The following is a 20,857-nucleotide window of genomic DNA, read 5'->3' on the forward strand; positions in this document are numbered from 1 at the left end:
GATGAACTCCTTTTGGGGGCGAATTCATTCGCTGTGGGCCGCGAAGCGGCCCCTTAACCTCGAAAGTCAGGCCTGCGGCCTGATTAGCGAATGAATTCGCCCCCACAAAGAAAGGCGAACCTGCAGCGTTGTCACAGATAGTTCTGGGTGATCTCGTCGACGTAGCCATCGCTGCGCATCTGGTCGAGGGCTTTCTGCAGACGCTCGATGACCTCGTCCGGGGTGTCCTTGTTGAAGGCCAGGTAAAGCTCGGCGCTGTTGAAGCGCAGCACGGTCTGCAGGCCCGTCACGCCCTCCTGTTTGGCCAGGTAGCGGCCCACCGGATCGGTAGTGGCCCAGAGGTCGATCTGGCCCTTGATCAGCTTTTTCACGTTCTCCTGGTCACGCAGGGCGTTCTGCGGTGCCATGCCCTGGGTTTCCAGGTGCTGGCTGACGGCGTCGTTCTTGTACGCGCCGATGCGGTACTGGGAGGCGCTCTTCAGGTCCTTGATGCTGAGGTTGTTGCCCGGCGCGGCGAGCAGCACCCACTCGGTCTTGGCAATCGGGCCGACCCACTTGAACAGCGGCTGGCGCTCGGCGGTGAAGGTGGTGGAGAACAGGCCATAGTTGGGCTTGTCCAGGGTCAGGCGATAGAGGCGGTCCCAGGGGAAACGCAGGGTCAGGCTGTAGTTGATGCCGGCACGCTTGAACATCTCGCGGACGATATCGGTGCTGATGCCGTCGATGCCGTCGTCACGGGCGAAGTTCTTGTCATCCACCGCCATGTTGAACGGCGGGAAGTTTTCGGTGAGCAACACCACCTTGTAATCCGCAGGGACTTCGGCGCGCGCCGTGAAGGCGAGGAACATCAGGCCCAGGGTCAGGGCACGTTGGATCAACTTCTGCATTGTCATACCGCTCGCTTGATTTGTGGTTGTGGCTAAGCGGCTTCCTTGCGCGGGCTCCCCACCCACGGACGTACGGCTCGACCCGTCCTGCCTTCCTTGGCAAGCGACCGGCTTTTGGCCGGTCGCTGGAGTCTTTAACTACTTTCGATGCGCTACCCGTTACAGGTAGCTGTTGAGGATCTCGTCGACGAAGCCCTCGGCGCGCATCTGGTCCAGCGCGCCCTGCAGTTTCTTCACAACTTCGTCGGGGACCTCTTTGTTCAGCGCCAGGAAAAGCTCGGCCTGGTTGAAGCGCAGCACGGTCTTCAGGCCGCCCACGCCTTCCTGCTTGGCCAGGTAACGGCCAGCCGGGTCGCCGGTAGCCCAGAGGTCGATCTGGCCCTTCTCCAGCTTCTTCGCGTTTTCCTGGTCGCGCAGGGCGGTGACGGGCTCGAGTTTCTGCTGGGCAAGGTACTCGGCGATCGCGTCGCCCTTGTAGGCACCAACCTTGTACTTGCGCGCGTCTTCCAGGCTGCCGAGGGCGATCTTGCTGTCGGCACGGGCCAGCATGATCCAGTCGTCCGGACCGATCGGGCCAACCCATTTGAAGGACTGCTCACGCTCGGGCAGCCGCGCGGTGACGAAGACGCCATAGTCCGGCTTTTCCAGTGCCAGCTTGTAGATACGGTCCCAGGGGAAGCGCAGGGTCAGGCTGTACTTGACGCCGGCGCGCTTGAACATTTCACGCACGATGTCGACGGCGATGCCGTCGATGTTGTCTTCCTGGGCGAAGTTCTTCCCATTGATCGACATGTTGTACGGAGGGAAGTTTTCGGTCAGGAGAACGACGCTGTAGTTCTCATCCACTTCGGCGCGGGCAGCACCGGCAAGCACCATAAGGGTACCGGCCAGCGCCAGCAGCAGGCGTTTCGACATAAGCGGCTACCTTCCAGGAGAGATGGGAAATGCGCTGAGCTTAACCTCGCGAGAGCGAGGCTCGGGCATCAGCAACCCAGGCTGCGAAGTCCGTCACGCGGGCAGCCTGGGCGAATGCTAGGCAAGAATCGTGCTCAGCGCACGAGGATTCCACGGCTGGCCAGATAGGCCTTCGCCTCGGGCACGGTGTACTCACCGAAGTGGAAGATGCTGGCCGCCAGCACGGCGTCGGCCTTGCCTTCGAGAATGCCGGCTGCCAGGTGCTCAAGATTGCCGACGCCGCCGGAGGCGATCACCGGAATCCCGACGGTTTCACTGATGGCACGGGTTACGCCGAGGTCATAACCGCTCTTCACGCCGTCCTGGTCCATGCTGGTGAGCAGGATCTCACCGGCGCCCAGGTCTTCCATCTTTTTCGCCCAGGCCACAGCGTCGAGGCCGGTGGGTTTGCGTCCGCCATGGGTGAAAATTTCCCAGCGCGGTGTTTCCCCGGGGGCGGATACCTTCTTCGCGTCGATGGCGACCACGATGCACTGGGAGCCGAAACGGGCGGCGGCCTCGCCAACGAACTCGGGCGTGAACACCGCGGCCGTATTGATCGACACCTTGTCGGCGCCGGCATTGAGCAGGTTGCGGATGTCCTGCACGGTGCGCACGCCACCGCCCACGGTCAGCGGGATGAACACCTGGCTGGCCATGCGCTCGACGGTGTGCAGGGTGGTGTCGCGGCCGTCAACGCTGGCGGTGATGTCGAGGAAGGTGATTTCGTCGGCACCCTGCTCATCGTAGCGACGGGCGATTTCCACCGGATCGCCGGCGTCGCGAATGTTCTCGAACTTGACGCCCTTGACCACGCGGCCATTGTCCACGTCGAGGCAGGGGATGATGCGTTTTGCGAGAGCCATAACAGTGTCCCGTAAGGTGCGCAGCGCGCACCGTTAGCCGTCGATCAACCCTTGTAGCTGTCGCAGAAGGCCTGGGCCTCGGCGACGTCCAGGGTGCCTTCGTAGATGGCGCGGCCGGTGATGGCGCCGATGATGCCGGGGGCCTTGGCGGCCAGCAGCTTCTCGATGTCACCGAGGTTGTGGATACCGCCGGAAGCGATCACCGGGATGCGGCTGGCAGCGGCCAGGGCAGCGGTGGCTTCGACGTTGCAGCCCTGCATCATCCCGTCCTTGGCGATGTCGGTGTAGACGATGGCGGACACGCCATCGGCCTCGAAGCGGCGAGCCAGATCAACCGCCTGCACACTGCTCACTTCAGCCCAGCCGTCGGTGGCGACGAACCCGTCCTTGGCATCCAGGCCGACGATGACCTTGCCCGGGAAGGCCTTGCAGGCCTCGGTGACGAACTCGGGCTCTTTCACCGCCTTGGTGCCGATGATCACGTAGCTGACGCCGGCCTTGACGTAGTGCTCGATGGTTTCCAGGGAGCGGATGCCGCCACCGATCTGGATCGGCAGGTTCGGGTAGCGCTTGGCGATGGCGGTGACCACTTCACCGTTCACCGGCTTGCCCTCGAAGGCACCGTTGAGGTCCACCAGGTGCAGGCGGCGGCAACCACCTTCCACCCATTTGGCGGCCATGCTCACCGGGTCGTCGGAGAACACGGTGGAGTCTTCCATGCGGCCCTGGCGCAGACGCACACAGGCGCCGTCCTTCAGATCGATAGCGGGGATAATCAGCATCGGTTCAACCTGTAAGAAGTCAGTGGAATCGGCTTGGCGCTCAGTCTTTCTCGAGCGCCCACAAGTCGCTTTCGATGCTCTCGAACCTGTCTTTCAGGTGCGCCTGCACATCGAAGATCGCCTTGTTGTAGAAATGCGGCGCGAATTCCCGGGCGAAGAAGTCGAGCACTTCCTCGGCCTCGAAGGAACCCAGCTCCAGCTCGAAGCGATCCGCCATGAAACGCTTGATCGCCAGCACCGCGTCGTTGGTCTGGGCGGCGTCGAGTTGCAGGCTCGGGGCCTTCTTCGCGCGGCTCATGCTTACCAGCGGCCATCCCAGGCGGCGAAGTTCTGCAGCAACTGCAGGCCGTGGGTGTGGCTTTTTTCCGGGTGGAACTGCACGGCAAAGCGCGAACCCTCGGCCAGCGCAGCGGCGAAGTCCTTGCCGTAATGACCGCGGCCCACCACCTGCTGCGGATTGCCGGCCTCAATGTAGTAGCTGTGCACGAAGTAGAATCGCGCGCGGTCGGGAATGTTGTGCCAGAGCGGATGGGCGACGCCCTGCTCCACCTCGTTCCAGCCCATGTGCGGCACCTTCAGGTGCTCGCCATCTTCCACCAGGTTCTTGCCGAAGAAGCGCACCTGGCCGGGAAACAGGCCGATGCAATCAACGCCGTCGTTCTCTTCGCTGCGTTCCAGCAGTGCCTGCATGCCGACACAGATGCCGAGGAACGGGCGGTCCTGGCTGACTTCGCGGACCAACTCGTCGAAGCCCAGGCGACGAATCTCGGCCATGCAATCGCGGATCGCGCCGACGCCGGGGAAGACCACCCGGTCGGCTTCGCGGATCACATTCGCGTCACTGCTGACCAGGACGCGGCCGGCGCCGACGTGTTCCAGGGCCTTGGCAACCGAGTGCAGGTTGCCCATGCCGTAGTCGATGACTGCAACCGTCTGCATCAGAGCACGCCCTTGGTGGAGGGCATCTGGCCGGCCATGCGCGGATCACGCTCGACGGCCATGCGCAGGGCGCGGCCGAAGGCCTTGAACACAGTTTCGATCTGGTGGTGGGTATTGTGGCCACGCAGGTTGTCGATGTGCAGGCTCACCAGGGCATGGTTGACGAAGCCCTGGAAGAATTCCTGGAACAGGTCGACATCGAAGCCACCGACCACGGCGCGGGTGAAAGGAACGTGCATCTGCAGGCCGGGACGGCCGGAAAAGTCGATGACCACGCGGGACAGGGCTTCATCCAGGGGCACATAGGAATGGCCGTAGCGGACGATGCCCTTCTTGTCGCCGATGGCCTGGGTGAAGGCCTGGCCGAGGGTGATGCCGACGTCTTCCACGGTGTGGTGATCGTCGATATGCAGATCGCCCTTGCACTCGATATCCAGGTCGATCAGGCCATGACGGGCGATCTGGTCGAGCATGTGCTCAAGGAAGGGGACGCCAATATCAAAGCGCGCCTTGCCAGTGCCATCCAGGTTGATCGAAACCTTGATCTGGGTTTCCAGGGTATTGCGTTCGACGGATGCCGTACGTTCGGCCATCACCAGCTCCACAAAAAGGCTCACGAAAAAGAGCGCCATTATAGGCCGCAGGCTCTTGGTGCCGCTACCGACGGCGGTCGGCGGCGTTTACACTGCCGGCCCGCCCCCGCAATGCCCTTCAGGAGCCCCCATGCCCGTGATCGTCGAGACCCTGAACAGCCCGTCCGAGCAGGACCTTGGCGACCTGGCGAAGATCTACGCCGACGCCCCGGACTGGCTGCTGGCACCCTATGCCAGCGCGGCGGAACTGGTGAAGTGCGGCTTGGCCGAGGGTCAGTTGGTCGTGGGGCGCTTCAACGACCGTCTGCTGGGCGCGGCCCTTCTGCTGCGCGGCGAGCCTCACTGGCGACTGTCCCATTTGTGCGTACGCAAGGTGACCCGCCGCCGCGGCGTCGCTCGTCGACTGGTTGAAGAAACCGCACGCCTGGCGCGGGAATCGGGCAGATCGCTGCATCTGGCCGCCCCGCAGGGCCACCTGGAATCCCAGGCCCTGGCCGCGCATCTGCACCTGCCGCTGGAAAGCCTCTGAGGCGACGTCCAGCCCCTGAGCTGAACCGACGGCCAAAATCACTATCCAAAGTCCCTGACCAGGGCGCCGAGCCACGTGCTGCCGCGCACCAAGGCTGATGGCCCGGCGCTATACTCGGCACCTTCAATTCACGCGACCCATCACAAGGACTGGCCAATGAAAGCCTTCGGCAAAATCCTGGGCCTCATCTTCCTCGGGCTGTTGCTGATCATAGTGGCGGGGGGCTTCGCCCTGACCCACCTGTTCGACCCGAACGATTACAAGGATGAAATCCAGCAACTGGCCCGCGACAAGGCCAACCTCGAACTGACCCTGAACGGCGACATTGGCTGGAGCCTGTTCCCCTGGCTCGGCCTCGAATTGCACGAGGCGACCCTGGCCAGCGCCGTTACCCCGGAAAAGCCTTTCGCCAACCTCGACATGATTGGCCTGTCGGTGCGCGTGCTGCCGCTGTTGCGCCGCGAAGTGCAGATGAGCGACATCCGCGTAGAGGGCCTTAACCTCGACCTGCAACGTGACGAAAAAGGCCGCGGCAACTGGGAAGATATCGGCCGTCCCGCCAAGGCCCCGGACACGGCCCAGACCGGGACGCCGACCACTCCAGCGCCAGCTGAAGAGGCCAAACAAGCGCCCGCCGCCGACGAACCTGCGCGCCCGATCAAGCTGGATATCGACAGCCTCACCGTGCACAACGCCCGCATCGACTACACCGATGCCAAGAGCGGCAAGCAATTCAGTGCAGAAGGCATTGAGCTGACCACCGGCGCCATCCGCGAAGGCGCCAGCATCCCGTTCAAGCTCAGCGCCTTCTTCGGCACCAATCAGCCGGTAGTGCGTGCCAAGACCGATCTCACCGCCAATCTGCGCTTCGAACGCGCCCTCAAGCGCTATCAGTTGGAAGATCTCAAGCTGAACGGCGAGGCCTCGGGCGAGCCGCTCAAGGGCAAGACGCTTACCTTCAACGCCCAGGGCCAGTTGCTGGCCGATCTGGCCGCCAACGTCGCCGAATGGAACAGCCTGAAGCTCTCCGGCAACCAGTTGCGCGCCCTCGGCGAGCTGAAAGTGCATGACCTGGACAAGGACCCGCGCCTGGAAGGCGGCCTGTCCATCGCCCCGCTCAACCTGCGCGAGTTCCTCACCGGCATCGGGGTCGAGCTGCCGCCGATGAGCGATGCAGCGACTCTGCAGAAATTCGAACTGGTCACCAAGCTCAACGGCAGCGCCAACAGCCTGGCCCTCGAGGGCCTGAACCTGAAGCTGGATGACAGCACCTTCAACGGCCGACTGGCCGTGGCCGACTTCGCCAAAAAAGCGGTACGCGTTCAGCTCAAGGGCGACAAGCTGGACCTCGACCGCTATCTGCCGCCCAAGTCCAAGGCCAAAGAGGCCGTCCAGACTGCGCGCCAGGCCGAGGTCAAGCCCGCCGTGGCCGCCGCCACCCAGGGCGCCACGCCGCTGCCCAACGCCCCCACCCAGGCGGCCTGGAGCGAAACCCCGATTCTGCCTGTGGATCAACTGCGCAAGGTCGATCTGGAAGCCACCCTCAATTTCGGCCAGTTCACCGTCGACAAACTGCCCCTGGATGACGTCAGCCTCAAGGCCAATGGCAAAGCCGGCCTGGTGACACTGGAAGACCTGCGCGGCGGCCTGTTCGGCGGCAGCTTCGTCGCCAATGCGCAGATCGACGCGCGTCCGGCCGTACCGCTACTCAAGGCGCAGAAACGCATCAACAACGTGCCGGTGGAGAAGCTCCTGAAGGCGCAGGAGCAGAAGCCGCCGGTGCGCGGCCTGCTCGACCTGAACGCCAACATTACGAGCAGCGGCAACAGCCAGAAGGCCTGGGTGGATGGCCTCAACGGCACCGCCAGCTTTGCGCTCAATGACGGCGCCTTGCTCGATGCCAACCTCGAGCAACAGATCTGCCAGGGCATCGCGACACTCAACCGCAAAGGCCTGGAAAGCACCCGTGGCGGCAGCGAAACCCCCTTCCGCGAACTCAAGGGCTCCCTCGCCTTCAACAACGGCGTCGCCACCAACCCCGACATGGTCGCCAGCATCCCCGGCCTCAGCGTCAAGGGCGACGGCGCCATCGACCTGCGTGTGCTCGGCCTGGACTACCGCGTCGGCGTGATCATCGAAGGCGACAAGAGCGAGATGCCGGACCCGGCCTGCCAGGTCAACGAGCGCTATGTCGGCATCGAGTGGCCGCTGCGCTGCCGTGGCCCGCTGGAACTGGGCGCCAAGGCGTGCCGCCTGGACAAGGACGGTATGGGCAAGGTCGCCGCCAAGTTGGCCGGCGACAAGCTCAACGAGAAGCTGGAAGAGAAGCTGGGCGACAAGGTCAGCCCGGAACTCAAGGACGCGCTCAAGGGGCTGTTCAAGCAATGAGTCCCGAGCAGTTTTCCGGCGCCGTACTCGATTGGTACGACAGCCACGGTCGCAAGGATCTGCCCTGGCAGCAGGGCATCACCCCCTATCGCGTCTGGGTGTCCGAAATCATGTTGCAGCAAACCCAGGTCAGCACGGTCCTGGGTTATTTCGACCGCTTCATGGAAGCCCTGCCCAGCGTGCAGGACCTGGCCGCCGCACCTGAAGACGAAGTGCTGCACCTCTGGACCGGCCTCGGCTATTACACCCGCGCCCGCAACCTGCAGAAGACCGCGAAGCAGGTAGTGGCCGAACACGGCGGCGAATTCCCGCGCGATGTGGACCAGCTTGCGGAGCTGCCTGGCATTGGTCGCTCCACCGCCGGCGCCATCGCCAGCCTGTCCATGGGTTTGCGCGCGCCGATTCTCGACGGCAACGTCAAGCGCGTGCTGGCCCGCTACGTCGCCCAGGACGGCTACCCGGGCGAGCCGAAAGTGGCGAAGCAGCTCTGGGAAGTGGCCGAGCGCTTCACCCCGCACGCGCGGGTCAACAATTACACCCAGGCGATGATGGATCTGGGCGCCACCCTTTGCACCCGCAGCAAGCCCAGCTGCCTGCTGTGCCCACTGCAGAGCGGCTGCCGCGCGCACCAGCTTGGCCGGGAGACGCATTACCCCGTGCCGAAACCGCGCAAGGCTCTGCCGCAGAAGCGCACGCTGATGCCCCTGCTGGCCAGCCGCGATGGCTCCATCCTGCTTTACCGCCGTCCCTCGAGCGGGCTCTGGGGCGGGCTCTGGAGCCTGCCGGAAATGGACGATCTCGACGCTCTCGCTCCGCTGGCCAGCCAGCACGCACTGCACCTTGGCGAGCGCCGCGAACTGCCCGGACTGACGCACACATTCAGCCACTTCCAACTGGCCATCGAACCCTGGCTGGTGACCGTGGAAGGCAGTGCCCCCGCCGTGGCCGAGGGCGACTGGCTCTGGTATAACCTCGCCACCCCGCCGCGCCTGGGCTTGGCCGCCCCGGTGAAGAAGCTGCTCAAGCGCGCGGCCGACGTATTGAACGCAGGAGAACCGCGATGACCCGCACCATCATGTGCCGCAAGTACAAAGAGGAACTGCCGGGCCTGGAGCGTCCGCCGTATCCGGGCGCCAAGGGCGAGGACATCTTCAACAACGTCTCGAAGAAGGCCTGGGATGAGTGGCAAGCCCACCAGACCATGCTGATCAACGAGCGTCGCCTGAACATGATGAACGCCGAGGATCGCAAATTCCTCCAGGCGGAAATGGACAAGTTCCTTTCCGGTGAGGATTACGCCCAGGCAGAGGGCTACGTCCCCCCGAGCGCGTAAGCGCCCGGAATAACTAAAAAAATTTTCAAAAGGGTGTTGACGAGGGGCCGGCAAATCCGTTTAATAGCGCCCCGTTGCCCAGGTAGCTCAGTTGGTAGAGCAGGGGATTGAAAATCCCCGTGTCGGCGGTTCGATTCCGTCCCTGGGCACCACTAATACCAAACAAAAAACCCCAGCCATGTGCTGGGGTTTTTTGTTTTCAGCATCCCTCACAGCCGCCGGGCACGATGCGAACGGCGCTGCTAACCTCATCTCGAAGCGCCTCGAGGCAACCCCGAAGGGACTCGACCCGAGGGCGCCAGGGGGTTGCATGAAGGGAATCGTCTTCAACCTGCTCGAAGAAGTGGTCACCCGGCACCAGGGCGAAGATGCCTGGGACGCCCTTTTGGATGGCACCGGCCTGGACGGTGTCTACACAGCCCTCGGCAGTTACCCCGATGACCACATCTACCGCCTCGTGGCAGCCGCCGCCGAAGCGCTCGACATGTCCTCATTCGAAGTCCTGCGCTGGTTCGGCCGCGAAGCGATGCCGTCGCTGGCCAGCCGCTACCCCGCCTACTTCGATCCCCACGACTCGACGCACTCCTTCATCCTCAGCGTCAATCAGATCATCCATCCCGAAGTCCGCATGATCTATCCAGGCGCGGACGTCCCCACCTTCGGCTTCCGTGATGAAGTCGACGGCACGCTGATGATGACTTATCGCTCTCCCCGCCGACTCTGCGCCCTGGCTCACGGCTTCATCGAGGGCGCAGCGGTGCATTTCGGCGAGTCACTGGCCGTCGACCACCTCGCCTGCATGCATCGCGGCGATAGCGAATGCCGCTGCCGAGTCACCTTCCACGGCAAGACCCGGGGCTGAGCGCATGGACGGCGTATCGCGCGATCCGGAAGCCGACAAACTCCGCCGGCGCCTGCAGCGTGAACACCAGGCGCGTCTGGAAGCGGAGCAGATCGCCGAGCACGGTCTACGCGAGCTCTATGAAAAACAGCTGCAATTGCAGCTGCTCGAATCCATCGCCGACGCTGCCAACGGTGCGGCTACGGTCGCTGACGGACTGAGCTTCACGGTATCCAGCGTCTGCCAGTACACCGGCTGGCAGATTGGCCACGCCTACCTGACCGGCCACGTCGAGGGCGAAGCGCGCCTGCGCTCGGCCACCATCTGGCACTACGCCGACGAGCAGCGCTTCCACCACTTCCGCCAGGTAACCGAAGCCATGGAGTTTCCGCCGGGTTTCGGCCTGCCCGGCCGCGTGCTCGCCAGCGGTACCCCGGCATGGATCGCCGACATCAGCCAGACCCCGGAATTCTGCCGCGTGGACGCAGCGGGCGAGGCTGGACTGAGGGCCGCAGCGGCCTTCCCGGTGCTCGCGGGCAGCGAAGTGGTCGGCGTTCTCGAGTTCTTCGCCAACTGCGTGCTGGAGCCCGATGAAACGTTGCTGCACCTGATGGCGCAGATCGGCGTGCAGATGGGACGGGTGGTGGAACGCAAACGCGCCGAAGAACAACTGATCGATGCATTCCACGACCCCCTGACCGGACTGCCTAACCGCGCCCTTTTCTCCGATCGACTGTCCCGCGCGGTCGCCCGATGCAACCGGCACCGGGAAGCGGCGTTCGCGGTCCTGTTCATTGACCTCGACCGTTTCAAACTGGTCAACGACAGCCTCGGACATTTGGCCGGTGACCTGCTGATCATCCAGGTCGCCACGCGCCTGGGTGGCTGCCTGCGGCAGACCGACACCCTCGCGCGCATGGGCGGCGATGAGTTCACCATCCTGCTGGACTGCATCGGCAACCCCGAGGCTCCGGTACGGGTGGCCGAGCGTCTGCTCGAAGCCCTGGAGCCGCCCTTCCTGATCAATGGCGAGCAGCTCTACATCAGCGCCAGCATCGGCATCGCCCCCAGTGACCTGGGCTACGAATCGGCCGAAGAAATCCTGCGCCACGCAGACCTCGCCATGTACCGCGCCAAGACACTGGGCAAGCACCGCTTCGAGCTGTTCGATCACAGCCTGCATGATCTGGCAGTGGGCCGGCTGACCCTGGAAACCCGCCTGCGCAATGCCCTGCAGAACGGTGAGTTCGTGCTCCATTACCAGCCCATCGTGCACATCACCAGCGGCGAACTGGTCGGTGTCGAGGCCCTGGTGCGCTGGCAGGTCCCGGGAGGCGAACTGGTCTATCCGGGCGACTTCATCCAGGTCGCCGAAGACACCGGACTGATTCTGCCTCTCGGCCTCTGGGTGCTGCGCGAAGCCTGTCGAAGCGTCGCTCGCTGGCATCGCGAGCTACCAGGTCAATTGCCGCTGACGGTCAGCATCAACCTCTCCGCTCGGCAGTTCGCCCAGCACGATCTGGTATTGCAGGTGAGCGCCATCATCGACGAAGCCGGCATTCCCGCTGGATGCGTGCATCTGGAAATCACCGAGAGCGTTTCGATGGCCGACTCCGAGCGGACCATCATCGTGCTCCAGCAGCTTCACGATCTCGGCGTGCGCATCAGCATCGACGACTTCGGCACCGGCTATTCCTCCCTTAGCTACCTGCACCGCTTCCGCCTGGACGTCCTGAAGATCGACCGCTCTTTCATGATCCAGCTCGACCAGTGCCCGGAAGGCCTGCAGATCGTGCAAACCATCCTCAGCCTGGCCCGCAATCTGGGACTGGAAGTGGTCGCCGAAGGTGTCGAGACCCAACGGCACCTGATGATTCTCAAATCCCTGGGTTGCGATTTCGGACAGGGTTACCACTTCGCCAGACCGCTGCACGAGTCGGCGCTAACCGCACTGCTGCGGAAACGACCGCAGCCCCTTGGACAGACAGGGACCGATCCTGAAGTTTTCGTCACGCCGTTCCCATAAATGATTGATGCGTAAGGAAAAAGGCAAAGAGCTTGGGTAAAGGCGCGAATTCCGGGCATTTCAGCCTGCGACAGGGGCTTTTTTGCTACCGCGACAACCAACTGCAGCGATGCGACAAACTCGCCCACAGAGCTATCCAGGGGGCCTCGGGCGGCTTTCGCGTGGCAAAGCGCTATGCTAGCTTGCCCCTCGCCAGGAAGGCCGCCCCACCGCCAGAGTGCCCACGAAAACAAGAGGACCCCCCATGGCCCAAGCCACGCCAGCGCTTGAAATCCGCAACCTGCATAAACGCTACGGCGATCTCGAAGTGCTCAAGGGTATATCCCTCACCGCCAACGACGGTGACGTGATCTCCATCCTCGGCTCCTCCGGCTCCGGCAAGTCCACCTTCCTGCGCTGCATCAACCTCCTGGAAAACCCGCACGAGGGCCAGATCCTGGTAGCCGGCGAAGAGCTCAAGCTCAAGCAGAGCCGCACCGGCGAACTGGTCGCCGCCGACAACAAGCAGATCAATCGCATGCGCAGCGAGATCGGCTTCGTCTTCCAGAACTTCAATCTCTGGCCGCACATGACGGTGCTCGACAACATCATCGAAGCGCCGCGCCGCGTGCTTGGCCAGAGCAGGGCCGAAGCCACCGAGATCGCGGAAGCCCTGTTGGCCAAGGTCGGTATCGCCGACAAGCGCCACGTCTATCCGACCCAGCTTTCCGGCGGCCAGCAGCAGCGCGCGGCCATCGCCCGCACCCTGGCCATGCAGCCGAAGGTCATCCTGTTCGATGAACCCACCTCGGCGCTGGACCCGGAAATGGTACAAGAAGTGCTTAACGTGATCCGCGCGCTGGCCGAGGAAGGCCGGACCATGCTGCTGGTCACCCATGAAATGAACTTCGCCCGGAACGTCTCCAGCGAAGTGGTTTTCCTTCACCAGGGACTGGTAGAAGAACAGGGCCCGCCAGAGAAGGTATTTGACAACCCGCAATCGGCGCGCTGTAAACAATTCATGTCCAGCAATCGCTAAAACACGGAGTAAAGAGCGCAATGAAGAACTACAAGAAGATTCTGCTGGCTGCGGCCGCCACCCTCGCTTTCGGCACCACCGCCGTCGCCGCCGACAAGCTGAAGATCGGCACTGAAGGCGCCTATCCCCCCTTCAACCTGATCGATGCCAGCGGCCAGGCCGGCGGCTTCGACGTCGAGATCGCCCAGGCCCTCTGCGCCAAAATGAAGGCCGAGTGCGAAGTGGTCACCTCCGACTGGGACGGCATCATCCCCGCCCTGAACGCCAAGAAGTTCGACTTCCTCGCCGCCTCCATGTCCATCACTGAAGAGCGCAAGCAGGCCGTCGACTTCACCGACCCCTACTACACCAACAAGCTGCAGTTCATTGCCCCGAAAGGCACTGACTTCAAGACCGACAAGACAAGCCTGAAAGGCAAGGTGATCGGCGCCCAGCGCGCGACCATCGCCGGTACCTGGCTGGAAGACAACATGAAGGACGTTGTCGACATCAAGCTGTACGACACCCAGGAAAACGCCTACCTCGACCTGTCCTCCGGCCGCGTCGATGGCGTGCTGGCCGACAAGTTCGTGAACTGGGAATGGCTCAAGAGCGACGCAGGCAAGGACTTCGAGTTCAAGGGTGACCCGGTATTCGACAACGACAAGATCGCCATTGCCGTGCGCAAGGGCGACCCGCTGCGCGAGAAGCTGAACGCCGCGCTGAAGGAAATCGTTGCCGACGGCACCTACAAGAAGATCAACGACAAGTACTTCCCCTTCAGCATCTACTGACCTGCCCGTCCGGTGCCGCCCCTGCGCGGCACCGGCGCCTGAGCCCACATGACCCTCGATCTCTACGGATTCGGCCCTGCCCTGGTCGCGGGCACCCTCATGACCATCAAACTGGCGCTTTCCGCGCTGACGGTTGGTCTGGTGCTCGGCCTGCTCGGTGCATTGGCCAGGACTTCTTCCATCAAGCCGCTGCAATGGCTTGGTGGCACCTATTCCACCCTCGTGCGCGGGGTCCCGGAGTTGCTCTGGGTACTGCTGATCTACTTCGGTACGGTCAACCTGATGCGCGCCCTCGGTGAATGGCTGGGCTACCCCGAGCTGGAGCTGAACGCCTTCGCCGCCGGCACCATCGCCCTCGGACTGTGCTTCGGTTCCTACGCCACCGAAGTGTTCCGCGGCGCCATCCTGGCCATTCCCAAGGGGCACAGAGAGGCCGGCATGGCCCTCGGCTTGTCCAGCGGACGTATTCTCTGGCGCGTGATCCTGCCGCAGATGTGGCGCATCGCCCTGCCGGGCCTGGGCAACCTGTTCATGATCCTGATGAAGGACACCGCCCTGGTCTCCGTGATCGGCCTCGAGGAAATCATGCGCCGTTCGCAGATCGCCGTGACCGCCAGCAAACAGCCTTTCACCTTCTACATGGTGGCCGCCTTCATCTACCTGGGCCTGACCATCCTCGCGATGATCGGCATGCACTGGCTTGAGAAGCGCGCAAGCCGTGGCTTCAAGCGGAGCGCAGCATGAACTGGGAAGTCATCCTCAAATACCTGCCGCAACTGTCCCAAGGTGCAATCCTGACCCTGGAGCTGGTTGCCATCGCGGTGGTCGCCGGCCTGATCCTCGCGGTGCCAATGGGCATCGCCCGCGCATCGCGCCACTGGTACGTGCGCGCCCTGCCCTACGGCTACATCTTCTTCTTCCGTGGCACGCCGTTGCTGGTGCAATTGTTCCTGGTCTACTACGGCCTGGCGCAGTTCGAAGCGGTACGCAAAGGCCCGCTATGGCCCTACCTGCGCGACCCGTTCTGGTGCGCCGTGATCACCATGACCATGCACACCGCCGCCTACATCGCGGAAATCCTGCGTGGCGCCATCCAGGCCGTTCCGCCGGGTGAGATCGAGGCAGCCCGGGCCCTCGGCATGTCGCGCTTCCAGGCACTGGTCTACATCATCCTGCCGCGCGCCGCGCGCATCGGCCTGCCCGCCTACAGCAACGAAGTGATCCTGATGATCAAGGCCAGCGCCCTGGCCAGTACCGTGACCCTGCTGGAACTCACCGGCATGGCACGGACCATCATCGCCCGCACCTACCTGCCGGTAGAGATCTTCTTCGCGGCTGGCCTCTTCTACCTGCTGATGGCGTACGTGCTGGTTCGGGCCTTCCGCCTGCTCGAGCGCAAGCTTCGCGTGGATGCCCTGCAAGGACGTTAAGCCTCGACCGCTCCTCGTCCCCGGATGAGGAGCGGACTTGGCGGCGCTACAATCGCCACCCCTGATTCCCACCGTTTCGCCAGCATGACCAGCTCCGCGCCCCTCCGAGGCCCGCACCTGCGGGAACGCTTTGCCGCCCTGGATGAGTTCCTGCGCGAGCATCAGGCGATCTGGCGCCCAATCCCCTTTACAGAACTTCGATTGTCCTGGGAAAACCAACTTCCCGAACTGGCCGCATGGCTCCGCGAGCGCAGCCTGGCCGATGCCGATGCCATCCACAACCGGCCCGAAGACCTGCAGGCACCCGCACCTTATCCACAGCTTGCAGCGCGTTCTGTCGAACTCTGCCGATTAGGTGAGCTGCCTGCCGTACAGGCCGAAACGCTACCCAATGCTTTCACGGTGGACGTCCCCGGGCGCAAATGGCAGCAGATCGACGCCTTCGCCAGCCGCCTGGATTTTCGTCAGCCGCCCGAGCACTGGCTGGACTGGTGCGCCGGCAAGGGGCATCTCGGTCGACGCCTGGCCCATGGCGGCACACAGCTGACCTGCATAGAGCTCGACCCGCAGCTCGTCGCTGGCGGCCAGCAACTCAGCCAGCGCCTGGGCCTCGCCGCCCAACACCGTGAACAGGACGCCCTGGCAGACGACGCCCTGCGCCACCTGACAGCCGAACACACAGCGGTCGCCCTGCATGCCTGTGGCGATCTCCACGTGCGCCTGCTGCAGCTGGCCAGCGAGACCGGTTGCCGCCAACTGGCCGTCGCCCCTTGTTGCTACAACCGCATCCGCACGCCGAACTATGAGCCCCTCTCCGAGACGGCCAAAGCTTCCACACTGCAACTCAGCCATTCCGACCTGCGCCTGTCCATCAGCGAAACCGTCACCGCAGGCGCCCGCGTCCGCCGCCAGCGCGACCAGTCCATGGCGCGTCGTCTGGCCTTCGACCTGCTGCAACGAGAGCTGACGGGGGAGGACCGCTATCTTCCCGTTCCCTCCCTCGCAACCAGCTGGCTGGACAAGTCATTCCCCGACTTCTGCCGCGATCTCTGCGAACTCAAGCAGCTCCCCGCCCCAACTGACCGCGACTGGCAGGCGCTGGAAACCGCAGGCTGGCAACGCCTTGCCATAGTCCGCAACCTGGAACTCCCCCGCAGCCTGTTCCGCCGCCCCCTGGAACTCTGGCTGGTACTGGACCGAGCCCTGTTCCTCGAAGAGCGGGGCTACCAGGTCACCCTCGGCAGCTTCTGCCCGCCCTCCCTCACCCCGCGGAACATCCTGCTACTGGCCGAGCGCTGAGGCTTACCCACAGAAGCTGTGGATAACTTTGTTGATGAAATCTGGGCAAACCATTGAAATGCCTTTCTCGGCTCAATCGGAGCCCGGTGATCATTTTTTAATCTCACTTGGAAAACCGAATAAATACAGAAGCCTGCTAAATTCCGAGACGCAGCGCACAAAATTCCAGAGCCGACGTACCAGAACACATCACCTTTGTGCATAAGCCGCTGGCCGCTGATGCTGGAAACTGCCTCAACCTGCTTCACAGAGGTTTACTCGCCCCGCCCAATCGATATAATGGCGGCCCCTTCTGGCCGGTATAGCTCAGCTGGTAGAGCAACTGACTTGTAATCAGTAGGTCCCGGGTTCGATTCCTGGTGCCGGCACCATAAAATCCAAGCAAAAGACCCGCTCTGCAGCGGGTCTTTTTGCATCTAAGTCTTTTTTCGCAATTGTCTGTTTGGTGTTTCGGCAGTACATATCTTCCGCCTGGCCGGAGTCACGGGATACGAACAGCCAGGTAAGAGAGCCACTCAGACATCGAGCGCAAAGCTCTGTCATTTGCACCCAACGCGTTCGGCCCCACGATACCCAGTGATCGGCGCTACCTGCGGGTACAACAGAGATTGGATCTCGGCCATGCGAGCAGTAATCCGCAGCGCTTGGATAGGCCAAGCTTCGGCTGAAGAAGGAGCCCACCTGAGTTACCATTGCGAGAATCTTTGTCGGTACAGCGTCTGCCGGTTGGCAACATCCGCGAAAGGAAATCCATATGCGAATTTTAGTGACCGGCGGAGCCGGTTTCATTGGCTCCGCACTTATCCGCCACCTTATGGTGGGAACGGCACATCAAGTCCTCAATGTGGATAAACTCACCTACGCGGGCAATCTCGAGTCATTGCTGGAAGTAGAAAGCAATCCACGTTACGAATTCCTGCAGGCCGACATCGCAGACAGCGCGCAAATCTCTGTTGCGCTTGCACGTTTCCAGCCCGACGCTGTCATGCATCTGGCAGCCGAATCCCACGTCGATCGCTCTATCGATGGTCCAGCAGCTTTCATCCAGACCAACATCGTCGGCACCTATAGCCTGCTGGAAAGTGTCCGCGCCTATTGGCTTGGCCTTGATGCAGAGCGCAAGGCTGCTTTCCGCTTCCACCACATTTCCACCGACGAGGTGTATGGCGACCTGCATGGCGTCGATGACCTCTTCACCGAAACCACACCCTATGCACCCAGTTCGCCCTACTCCGCCAGCAAAGCGGCCTCGGACCACTTGGTCCGTGCCTGGCAGCGCACCTATGGCCTGCCGGTCCTATTGACGAACTGCTCGAACAACTACGGCCCCTATCACTTCCCCGAGAAGTTGATTCCGCTGATGATCCTCAACGCCCTCGAAGGGAAGCCGCTGCCGGTTTACGGCAATGGCCAGCAAATCCGCGACTGGCTGTTCGTCGAGGACCACGCGCGTGCGCTGGTCGAAGTGGTTACCCGCGGCACTGTGGGCGAGACCTACAACATCGGCGGACATAACGAGCAGAAGAACCTCGATGTGGTTCGGGCCATCTGCGCCCTGCTGGAAGAACTGGCACCGCAGAAACCGGCTGGGATCACTCGCTTCGACGAGCTGATAACTTTCGTCAAGGACCGCCCAGGCCATGATGTGCGCTATGCCATCGACGCTGGAAAGATCGAGCGTGAGCTCGGCTGGACACCTCGGGAGACTTTCGAGAGCGGCCTGCGCAAGACAGTCGAGTGGTACCTCAATAACCTGGAATGGTGCCGTCGTGTGCAAGACGGCAGCTATCAAAGAGAAAGACTGGGAGCAACAGAATGAAAGGGATAATCCTCGCCGGCGGCTCCGGCACTCGACTGCATCCGATTACCCTGGGTGTGTCCAAGCAGCTCCTACCGATCTACGACAAACCGATGATCTACTACCCGATCTCGGTCCTGATGCTCGCCGGCATCCGCGAGATTCTGGTTATCTCTACCCCCCAGGACCTTCCGCAGTATCGCAACCTGCTGGGTGACGGTAGCGCGTTCGGGGTGTCTTTCACTTATGCCGTCCAGCCATCGCCTGACGGACTCGCCCAAGCCTTCATCATTGGCGAAGACTTTGTAGGCGACGACTCCGTATGCCTGATCCTTGGCGACAACATCTTCCACGGCACGTACTTCAGGGACATGCTGAAGCGCGCCGCCAGCCACCAGACAGGTGCAACGGTCTTCGGCTACCTGGTGAAGGATCCGGAACGCTTCGGTGTCGTTGAGTTCGATGGCGAGGGCAAGGCGCTGTCGATCGAAGAAAAGCCCAAACAGCCCAAATCGCCCTACGCGGTAACTGGCCTGTACTTCTACGACAATGACGTGATCAAACTGGCCAAGGCAGTCAAACCTTCCGCGCGCGGCGAGTTGGAGATCACCGATATCAACAACGCCTATCTCCAGCGTGGTGATCTGCGCGTCGAACGTTTTGGTCGTGGTTTCGCGTGGCTGGATACCGGTACCCACGACAGCCTGCTGGATGCGTCGCAGTATGTGCAGACCATTGAACATCGCCAGGGTTTGAAGGTCGCCTGCCTGGAAGAAATTGCTTTCCAGAACGGCTGGATCACCAAAGAAAGGCTACTTGAGCAGGCCAAGACCTTCGGCAAGACTGGCTACGGACAGTACTTGCTCAAGCTGGCCGGGGAGCATGAGTGAAAATCGTTGAGACTCAATTGACCGACGTTGTGGTCCTCGAGCCCAGAGTGTTTGGCGATGATCGCGGCTTCTTCTTCGAAAGCTTCAATGCTCGAACTTTTGCAGAAGCAACCGGCGTTACACGTGACTTCGTACAGGACAACCACTCGCGCTCCCAACGCGGCGTCCTGCGCGGACTTCATTACCAGTTACAGCAGCCGCAAGGAAAACTGGTACGCGTAACCGCGGGCGAAGTCTTCGATGTTGTAGTAGATCTACGTCGCAGCTCGCCGAGTTTTGGCAAATGGGCCGGTATCGTTCTCTCCGCCGAAAACAAGCGCCAGCTCTGGGTCCCCGAGGGGTTCGCGCACGGTTTCGTGGTCCTGAGCGATTACGCCGAGTTCCTCTACAAGACCACCAACTACTACGCCCCCGAGCATGAGCGCTGCATTCGCTGGGACGATCCCGATCTCGCCATCGACTGGCCGCTCACTGAAGCGCCGCAGCTGTCCGCCAAGGACAAGGCCGGGGTCAACTTCAAGGACGCGGACCTGTTCGAATGAAGATTCTGGTAACCGGCAATAGCGGCCAGGTGGCACGGGAACTCCAGCTCGCCCTCGCCGGCAAGGCAGCGGTCGTGTCCCTGGGGCGTGACCGGCTTGATCTCGCCCATCCCGAGCAGATCCGCCAGCAGGTCCGTGCCCTGGCCCCCGACCTGCTGATCAACGCCGCCGCGTACACCGCGGTGGACCAGGCCGAGACCGATGCGGAAGCCGCCGTCGCAATCAACGCCACGGCCCCCGGCGTACTCGCTGAAGAGGCGGCCGCACTCGGTATTCCGCTGTTCCACTACTCCACCGACTACGTCTTTGACGGTGCCAAGCACGGCCGCTACGTCGAGGACGACCCGACCCAGCCGCTGGGCGTCTACGGCACCAGCAAACTGGCCGGCGAGCAGGCGATCCAGGCCGTCGGCGGGCAGTACCTGATCCTCCGGACCAGCTGGGTCTATTCGCTGCACGGGCGCAACTTCCTGCTCACCATGCAGCGCCTGCTGCAGGAGCGCGAAGAGCTGCGCGTGGTGGATGACCAGGTGGGGGCGCCGACCTGGGCTGGCAGCATCGCCCAGGCCACGGCCCAGTTGATCGATCAGTGGCAGGCGGGCAATCGCCATTGGGGCGTCTATCACCTGACCAACCGCGGCGAGACCTCCTGGTTCGGCTTTGCCAGTGCCATCGCTGACCAGCTGAAAGCCGCCGGCAAGCCCTGTGCTCGTCTGCTGCCGATTCCGTCCAGTGAGTACCCGACGCCGGCCCGGCGCCCGCTGAATTCGCGGCTGGATGGCCGCAAGCTGGCGAACGACTGGCAGGTCGCTCTGCCCGATTGGCGTATTGCCCTGGCCGAGTGCCTCCGTCAGCCACGCTGACCCTCGGGGAGGCGCTCGCTCCTCCCCGTGGCTTCCACCTCTCGTATCAGCCACGCCACGGGTCCCGGGCGTCGATGCCATAATGCGCCTCATCGACCGGCGCACA

22 protein-coding genes and 2 tRNA genes are annotated in these 20,857 nt (G+C 62.7%); 17 read left to right on the forward strand and 7 right to left on the reverse strand.

Translation table 11 applies throughout. The features are described 5' to 3' along the window. Positions 1–131: 131 nt before the first annotated feature. The 7 genes from E8E95_RS26995 to hisB all read right to left on the reverse strand — a co-directional run bounded on the left by E8E95_RS26995 (position 132) and on the right by hisB (position 5,021). Entirely contained in the window at positions 132–887 is a 756-nt protein-coding gene (locus tag E8E95_RS26995) for an ABC transporter substrate-binding protein (RefSeq protein WP_077525691.1), read from the reverse strand. Between the two features lie 159 nt (positions 888–1,046). Further along, positions 1,047–1,802, reverse strand: a complete 756-nt coding sequence (locus tag E8E95_RS27000) for an ABC transporter substrate-binding protein (protein WP_280355240.1) — start codon at positions 1,800–1,802, stop codon at positions 1,047–1,049. 134 nt (positions 1,803–1,936) lie between these two features. Continuing rightward, the gene (gene hisF / locus E8E95_RS27005) at positions 1,937–2,707 is read right to left on the reverse strand and encodes an imidazole glycerol phosphate synthase subunit HisF (protein ID WP_077525689.1); all 771 of its coding nucleotides are present in this window, start codon (positions 2,705–2,707) and stop codon (positions 1,937–1,939) included. Positions 2,708–2,751: 44 nt separating this feature from the next. Next, positions 2,752–3,489 carry a 1-(5-phosphoribosyl)-5-[(5-phosphoribosylamino)methylideneamino]imidazole-4-carboxamide isomerase gene (gene hisA / locus E8E95_RS27010; RefSeq protein WP_016495212.1) on the reverse strand — a complete coding sequence of 246 codons (738 nt, stop codon included), beginning with the start codon at positions 3,487–3,489 and terminating at the stop codon, positions 2,752–2,754. A gap of 40 nt (positions 3,490–3,529) precedes the next feature. Continuing rightward, positions 3,530–3,787 carry a DUF2164 domain-containing protein gene (locus E8E95_RS27015; RefSeq protein WP_077525688.1) on the reverse strand — a complete coding sequence of 86 codons (258 nt, stop codon included), beginning with the start codon at positions 3,785–3,787 and terminating at the stop codon, positions 3,530–3,532. A gap of 2 nt (positions 3,788–3,789) precedes the next feature. Then, positions 3,790–4,428 carry an imidazole glycerol phosphate synthase subunit HisH gene (hisH, locus tag E8E95_RS27020; RefSeq protein ID WP_077525687.1) on the reverse strand — a complete coding sequence of 213 codons (639 nt, stop codon included), beginning with the start codon at positions 4,426–4,428 and terminating at the stop codon, positions 3,790–3,792. Next, positions 4,428–5,021, reverse strand: coding sequence for an imidazoleglycerol-phosphate dehydratase HisB (gene hisB / locus E8E95_RS27025; protein ID WP_028629882.1), 594 nt, complete (start codon positions 5,019–5,021; stop codon positions 4,428–4,430). The genes hisH and hisB overlap by 1 nt, the downstream gene beginning before the upstream one ends. Positions 5,022–5,151: 130 nt before the next feature. On the opposite strand from hisB, the gene E8E95_RS27030 reads away from it, so the two are divergent. From E8E95_RS27030 to rfbD, 17 genes are all read left to right on the forward strand, one after another. Then, complete coding sequence (locus E8E95_RS27030) at positions 5,152–5,550, forward strand: acetyl-CoA sensor PanZ family protein (RefSeq protein ID WP_280355242.1); 399 nt, start codon at positions 5,152–5,154, stop codon at positions 5,548–5,550. Positions 5,551–5,706: 156 nt separating this feature from the next. Further along, positions 5,707–7,938 (forward strand): AsmA family protein, encoded by a 2,232-nt coding sequence (locus tag E8E95_RS27035; RefSeq protein ID WP_280355244.1) that lies wholly within the window; start codon positions 5,707–5,709, stop codon positions 7,936–7,938. After that, entirely contained in the window at positions 7,935–9,002 is a 1,068-nt protein-coding gene (mutY, locus tag E8E95_RS27040) for an A/G-specific adenine glycosylase (protein WP_280355246.1), read from the forward strand. Before E8E95_RS27035 ends, mutY begins: the two co-directional genes overlap by 4 nt. Next, positions 8,999–9,271, forward strand: coding sequence for an oxidative damage protection protein (locus E8E95_RS27045; RefSeq protein WP_077525683.1), 273 nt, complete (start codon positions 8,999–9,001; stop codon positions 9,269–9,271). The genes mutY and E8E95_RS27045 overlap by 4 nt, the downstream gene beginning before the upstream one ends. A 76-nt stretch (positions 9,272–9,347) precedes the next feature. Then, positions 9,348–9,423: transfer RNA gene (locus tag E8E95_RS27050), tRNA-Phe, on the forward strand. Between the two features lie 158 nt (positions 9,424–9,581). Continuing rightward, the gene (locus E8E95_RS27055) at positions 9,582–10,133 is read left to right on the forward strand and encodes a heme NO-binding domain-containing protein (RefSeq protein ID WP_280355248.1); all 552 of its coding nucleotides are present in this window, start codon (positions 9,582–9,584) and stop codon (positions 10,131–10,133) included. 4 nt (positions 10,134–10,137) lie between these two features. Then, the gene (locus E8E95_RS27060; protein WP_280355249.1) at positions 10,138–12,138 is read left to right on the forward strand and encodes an EAL domain-containing protein; all 2,001 of its coding nucleotides are present in this window, start codon (positions 10,138–10,140) and stop codon (positions 12,136–12,138) included. Positions 12,139–12,382: 244 nt separating this feature from the next. Then, positions 12,383–13,156, forward strand: a complete 774-nt coding sequence (locus E8E95_RS27065) for an ABC transporter ATP-binding protein (protein ID WP_179058937.1) — start codon at positions 12,383–12,385, stop codon at positions 13,154–13,156. A 20-nt stretch (positions 13,157–13,176) separates the two neighbouring features. Next, positions 13,177–13,929 carry an ABC transporter substrate-binding protein gene (locus E8E95_RS27070; protein WP_280355251.1) on the forward strand — a complete coding sequence of 251 codons (753 nt, stop codon included), beginning with the start codon at positions 13,177–13,179 and terminating at the stop codon, positions 13,927–13,929. A 48-nt stretch (positions 13,930–13,977) separates the two neighbouring features. Next, positions 13,978–14,673, forward strand: a complete 696-nt coding sequence (locus E8E95_RS27075; protein WP_280355252.1) for an ABC transporter permease — start codon at positions 13,978–13,980, stop codon at positions 14,671–14,673. Continuing rightward, complete coding sequence (locus tag E8E95_RS27080; protein ID WP_280355253.1) at positions 14,670–15,359, forward strand: ABC transporter permease; 690 nt, start codon at positions 14,670–14,672, stop codon at positions 15,357–15,359. The genes E8E95_RS27075 and E8E95_RS27080 overlap by 4 nt, the downstream gene beginning before the upstream one ends. An 84-nt stretch (positions 15,360–15,443) precedes the next feature. Then, positions 15,444–16,658, forward strand: coding sequence for a methyltransferase (locus tag E8E95_RS27085; protein WP_280355255.1), 1,215 nt, complete (start codon positions 15,444–15,446; stop codon positions 16,656–16,658). A 295-nt stretch (positions 16,659–16,953) separates the two neighbouring features. Further along, a tRNA-Thr gene (locus E8E95_RS27090) sits at positions 16,954–17,029 on the forward strand. A gap of 383 nt (positions 17,030–17,412) precedes the next feature. Beyond that, positions 17,413–18,477: a dTDP-glucose 4,6-dehydratase gene (gene rfbB, locus E8E95_RS27095; RefSeq protein WP_280355257.1), complete on the forward strand. Its 1,065-nt coding sequence runs from the start codon at positions 17,413–17,415 to the stop codon at positions 18,475–18,477. Then, entirely contained in the window at positions 18,474–19,346 is an 873-nt protein-coding gene (rfbA, locus tag E8E95_RS27100; protein ID WP_280355259.1) for a glucose-1-phosphate thymidylyltransferase RfbA, read from the forward strand. The genes rfbB and rfbA overlap by 4 nt, the downstream gene beginning before the upstream one ends. Then, on the forward strand, positions 19,343–19,888 hold the full coding sequence (gene rfbC, locus E8E95_RS27105) for a dTDP-4-dehydrorhamnose 3,5-epimerase (RefSeq protein WP_280355261.1): 546 nt from the start codon (positions 19,343–19,345) through the stop codon (positions 19,886–19,888). The genes rfbA and rfbC overlap by 4 nt, the downstream gene beginning before the upstream one ends. Next, entirely contained in the window at positions 19,885–20,751 is an 867-nt protein-coding gene (rfbD, locus tag E8E95_RS27110; RefSeq protein WP_280355263.1) for a dTDP-4-dehydrorhamnose reductase, read from the forward strand. Before rfbC ends, rfbD begins: the two co-directional genes overlap by 4 nt. The last annotated feature ends 106 nt before the right edge of the window (positions 20,752–20,857 follow it).

It is taken from the genome of Pseudomonas sp. BN414, assembly GCF_029871275.1.
In the GTDB taxonomy this organism is placed as follows: domain Bacteria; phylum Pseudomonadota; class Gammaproteobacteria; order Pseudomonadales; family Pseudomonadaceae; genus Metapseudomonas; species Metapseudomonas resinovorans_C.

What these genes read in the sequence shown, in the direction of transcription:
- E8E95_RS26995 (WP_077525691.1), bottom strand. Translation starts at nt 887, where the DNA reads ATGCAGAAGTTGATCCAACGTGCCCTGACCCTGGGCCTGATGTTCCTC.
- E8E95_RS27000 (WP_280355240.1), bottom strand. Translation starts at nt 1,802, where the DNA reads ATGTCGAAACGCCTGCTGCTGGCGCTGGCCGGTACCCTTATGGTGCTT.
- hisF (WP_077525689.1), bottom strand. Translation starts at nt 2,707, where the DNA reads ATGGCTCTCGCAAAACGCATCATCCCCTGCCTCGACGTGGACAATGGC.
- hisA (WP_016495212.1), bottom strand. Translation starts at nt 3,489, where the DNA reads ATGCTGATTATCCCCGCTATCGATCTGAAGGACGGCGCCTGTGTGCGT.
- E8E95_RS27015 (WP_077525688.1), bottom strand. Translation starts at nt 3,787, where the DNA reads ATGAGCCGCGCGAAGAAGGCCCCGAGCCTGCAACTCGACGCCGCCCAG.
- hisH (WP_077525687.1), bottom strand. Translation starts at nt 4,428, where the DNA reads ATGCAGACGGTTGCAGTCATCGACTACGGCATGGGCAACCTGCACTCG.
- hisB (WP_028629882.1), bottom strand. Translation starts at nt 5,021, where the DNA reads ATGGCCGAACGTACGGCATCCGTCGAACGCAATACCCTGGAAACCCAG.
- E8E95_RS27030 (WP_280355242.1), top strand. Translation starts at nt 5,152, where the DNA reads ATGCCCGTGATCGTCGAGACCCTGAACAGCCCGTCCGAGCAGGACCTT.
- E8E95_RS27035 (WP_280355244.1), top strand. Translation starts at nt 5,707, where the DNA reads ATGAAAGCCTTCGGCAAAATCCTGGGCCTCATCTTCCTCGGGCTGTTG.
- mutY (WP_280355246.1), top strand. Translation starts at nt 7,935, where the DNA reads ATGAGTCCCGAGCAGTTTTCCGGCGCCGTACTCGATTGGTACGACAGC.
- E8E95_RS27045 (WP_077525683.1), top strand. Translation starts at nt 8,999, where the DNA reads ATGACCCGCACCATCATGTGCCGCAAGTACAAAGAGGAACTGCCGGGC.
- E8E95_RS27055 (WP_280355248.1), top strand. Translation starts at nt 9,582, where the DNA reads ATGAAGGGAATCGTCTTCAACCTGCTCGAAGAAGTGGTCACCCGGCAC.
- E8E95_RS27060 (WP_280355249.1), top strand. Translation starts at nt 10,138, where the DNA reads ATGGACGGCGTATCGCGCGATCCGGAAGCCGACAAACTCCGCCGGCGC.
- E8E95_RS27065 (WP_179058937.1), top strand. Translation starts at nt 12,383, where the DNA reads ATGGCCCAAGCCACGCCAGCGCTTGAAATCCGCAACCTGCATAAACGC.
- E8E95_RS27070 (WP_280355251.1), top strand. Translation starts at nt 13,177, where the DNA reads ATGAAGAACTACAAGAAGATTCTGCTGGCTGCGGCCGCCACCCTCGCT.
- E8E95_RS27075 (WP_280355252.1), top strand. Translation starts at nt 13,978, where the DNA reads ATGACCCTCGATCTCTACGGATTCGGCCCTGCCCTGGTCGCGGGCACC.
- E8E95_RS27080 (WP_280355253.1), top strand. Translation starts at nt 14,670, where the DNA reads ATGAACTGGGAAGTCATCCTCAAATACCTGCCGCAACTGTCCCAAGGT.
- E8E95_RS27085 (WP_280355255.1), top strand. Translation starts at nt 15,444, where the DNA reads ATGACCAGCTCCGCGCCCCTCCGAGGCCCGCACCTGCGGGAACGCTTT.
- rfbB (WP_280355257.1), top strand. Translation starts at nt 17,413, where the DNA reads ATGCGAATTTTAGTGACCGGCGGAGCCGGTTTCATTGGCTCCGCACTT.
- rfbA (WP_280355259.1), top strand. Translation starts at nt 18,474, where the DNA reads ATGAAAGGGATAATCCTCGCCGGCGGCTCCGGCACTCGACTGCATCCG.
- rfbD (WP_280355263.1), top strand. Translation starts at nt 19,885, where the DNA reads ATGAAGATTCTGGTAACCGGCAATAGCGGCCAGGTGGCACGGGAACTC.